This window comes from Allocoleopsis sp. (assembly GCF_036703385.1).
Classification (GTDB): domain Bacteria; phylum Cyanobacteriota; class Cyanobacteriia; order Cyanobacteriales; family Coleofasciculaceae; genus Allocoleopsis.
Genome location: NZ_DATNPA010000151.1, coordinates 1 through 3,056 on the forward strand (window position 1 = coordinate 1; position 3,056 = coordinate 3,056).

A 3,056-nucleotide genomic window follows, 5' to 3' on the forward strand; every position below is an offset into this window, starting at 1 on the left:
AGTTCGGTACTGCATGTTGGCACAGGCTCTGTCTCTAATACTTCCAGTTTATGATTTGGGTATAACTTTAACTCGTCAGTCGCCAGTACCCCTATCGCTGTTCCCATCAAGCCAATTCCTTTGAAGAATTTTCTGCGATTCAGCTCCAAGGGCAAGTTGATGGTAGGAAGTTTTGTCATAGTGCTGTCGCCTTTTGTGTGTATGTAATAACCCATTAAAATCACCTTGGTCAATTCCTGGTTGTATTAGTCGTTACTCCACACACTTGTTAAATGACTCAACAGGGTATCATTGACGCGTTACAAGTCGTAACGTGAAATTTTAGCGATCGCCAAACATGTCTCGACCCGTTTTATACATTGCCATCACCAACCACGGCTTTGGTCATGCTGTGCGTGCCTCCTGTGTAGCAGCGGCAATTCAACAATTATGTCCAGAAATTTTACTCGTTTTAGTTACAACAGCGCCGCGCTGGCTGTTAGAAACCTATATCCCAGGCGATTTTATTCATCGCCCACGGGCATTTGATGTGGGTGTGATTCAGCCGGACAGCCTAAATATGGATCAAGACGCCACTTTGGAGAAACTGCGGCAGATTCGCGCTACGGCGAACTCAATTGTTGCCAGTGAAGTGAACTTTATCCGAACGAACCGGGTGGGGCTAATCTTAGCCGATATCCCACCTTTAGCCGCAAAAATAGCCAAAACGGCAGGAATTCCTTGTTGGATGATGAGTAACTTTGGCTGGGATTTTATTTACCGAGACTGGGGAGGTGAATTTGTTGAGATTGCGGATTGGATTAGTGAGCGTTATGCAACATGCGATCGCCTATTTCGTCTTCCCTTACACGAACCCATGAGCGCCTTCCCAAACATAACAGATGTAGGATTAACAGGTGGTACACTACGCTATACTTCAGATCAGTTGCGAGACAAGTTTGGTCTGACGTTACCTGCTGACAAAACAATCTTACTGACCTTCGGAGGTCTGAATCTCCAGGGAATTCCTTACCACACTCTGAATCAGTTTCCGGACTGGCAGTTCATCACCTTTGACGCACAAGCCCCCGACTTGCCCAATTTAGTCAAGGTTTCCGGGAAAGAGTATCGTCCTGTTGAATTTATGCCATTGTGTGGGCGAGTTGTTTCTAAACCGGGGTACAGTACCTTTGCCTCAGCCCTAGGCGTCGGTATCCCGATCGCCACTCTCACTCGCGAGGGATTTGCCGAAGCCCCCGTGCTGCTGGAGGGTATCCAAAATTATGCTTATCATCAAATTTTGACACCCGCCGACTTTTTCCAGGGCAATTGGGACTTTTTATACGATTCCCCCCAGCCACCTAAGCAATCTCAACAGGTGGAAAAAGAGGGAACAGAAGCGATCGCTCAAGCCGTCATCAACTATTACCAGACTCACCGATACCTCTCCCAGCAATGACAGCCGCCGTCAATTTCCTTCCCGACACACCGCAAAAGATACAAGAGACACCGAAGGCAGCAGAGACAAAAGAGAACCAGGCAGTAGAAACAGCAGCAGAACCAAGAGAAAGCAAGACAACAGAAACCAGAGAAAGCAAAACACCAGAAAGTCGAGAAAATCGCTCTATTTCAACCTTAGAACTCGCGGCAAAGGATGTGCGTATGGTACTCGACCAACAAAGGGAGCGGAGTCAAACGCTGACAACGAAGCTAAACATCTTGTTCGTCACCAATGGCGCTCTTTTGACGAGCTTAATTATCTCTCGGCTATTGTTTTTCCTTAGCCCCTTCAGCATTGCAGAAATCCTAGGATTTCTGCTAAATTTCACTTTACTGATTAGCGCCTTTCTTCCCAGGCAGGTGGCTATCAGCCCGAACTTAGAAGATAAAAAATTTCTGGAACGTTATTTAGTTTTGTCACCAGAAGAGTATCAGTTGCAAATGCTGGTTAATCTAGCCGAGACCTATAATGCAAACAGGCAACGATTGGAGGACGTTTCTCTATCATTGAAGTATTCTGCTTTTGTCACTTGGGGGATTGCAATAATTCTTCTGATGCATGTAGTAGCATCTTATTTTGTGCAAATGAGCTGAGTAGAGCTGGCTAAACTCAAAATTATGAATTCCAAACCTGTTGACACTATCGGCTCCGGAGAACAGTTAAGTCTACCGGAACCCGATCCAGACAATATAACGGTTTTAACGCGCAACCTGCCTAACACGCCTATTCTTCCTTGGAATCATTATGATTCCCCTTGGCAGGATTCAGACGCAGTGGCAACTGAGCAAGAAGCTGATCGCTCTGACCAAGACATAGACAACCTAGAGCAAAACGCTGAGCATGCAGAGAAATTGGAGAGTGCTGAGGCAACTGCTCCAGAGGTAACTCCACTCGATGGTGAGCTAGATCCAACTGAGGCAACCGTCCCAGAGGTGATTTCACTCGATGGTGAGCTAGATCCAACTGAGGCAACTGTCCCAGAGGTGATTCCACTCGATGAGCTGAAGGGTCAGCCATTAAGCGTCTCACTCGATCCACTAGAGGAAACGCCAACCGATGAACTGACTGGCTAGGCTGCTTTAAACTTTATCAGGTGACGACTCTACGCTCCCATGTCAATCTCTCTATGACTCAATACCAACAGCTTCTTAGGATTCAGACCACTGGTAAATCATTCTCCCCAATTACCTCAAAAGTGCAATCTGTTGTTGCCGAGTCAGGCATCGATACTGGACTGTGTACGATTTTCTTACGCCATACCTCTGCAAGCTTGGTGATTCAAGAAAATGCAGACCCAGATGTTCTGAAAGATTTATCTAATTTTTTCGCCAAATTAGTCCCTGAGGATGGTAAGAGCTATATTCATGATGCTGAAGGGCCTGATGATATGCCAGCTCACATCCGCACAGTTCTTACCAAAACATCAGAACAGATTCCCATTACTCGAGGAAGATTACTCTTGGGCACCTGGCAGGGAATTTATATATGGGAACATCGACGACAAAATCATAACCGTGAAGTCGTTATTCACATCACGGGTACCTAATACCATTGCGGGTCAAAGCAGGTCCCGCAG

General features: G+C 46.3%; 4 protein-coding genes. All 4 read left to right on the forward strand.

Annotation, left to right across the window (positions count from 1 at the left end):
- The first annotated feature begins 337 nt into the window (after positions 1–337).
- Genes V6C93_RS07645 through V6C93_RS07660 form a run of 4 tightly spaced genes read left to right on the forward strand, consistent with a single transcriptional unit; the run spans position 338 to position 3,026 of the window.
- The gene (locus V6C93_RS07645; RefSeq protein WP_333476059.1) at positions 338–1,438 is read left to right on the forward strand and encodes a glycosyl transferase; all 1,101 of its coding nucleotides are present in this window, start codon (positions 338–340) and stop codon (positions 1,436–1,438) included.
- Positions 1,435–2,073 carry a hypothetical protein gene (locus V6C93_RS07650; protein WP_333476060.1) on the forward strand — a complete coding sequence of 213 codons (639 nt, stop codon included), beginning with the start codon at positions 1,435–1,437 and terminating at the stop codon, positions 2,071–2,073. Before V6C93_RS07645 ends, V6C93_RS07650 begins: the two co-directional genes overlap by 4 nt.
- A gap of 24 nt (positions 2,074–2,097) precedes the next feature.
- The gene (locus V6C93_RS07655) at positions 2,098–2,553 is read left to right on the forward strand and encodes a hypothetical protein (RefSeq protein ID WP_333476061.1); all 456 of its coding nucleotides are present in this window, start codon (positions 2,098–2,100) and stop codon (positions 2,551–2,553) included.
- Between the two features lie 53 nt (positions 2,554–2,606).
- A complete protein-coding gene (locus V6C93_RS07660; RefSeq protein ID WP_349262643.1) occupies positions 2,607–3,026 on the forward strand; it encodes a secondary thiamine-phosphate synthase enzyme YjbQ in 420 nt (139 codons plus the stop codon).
- The last annotated feature ends 30 nt before the right edge of the window (positions 3,027–3,056 follow it).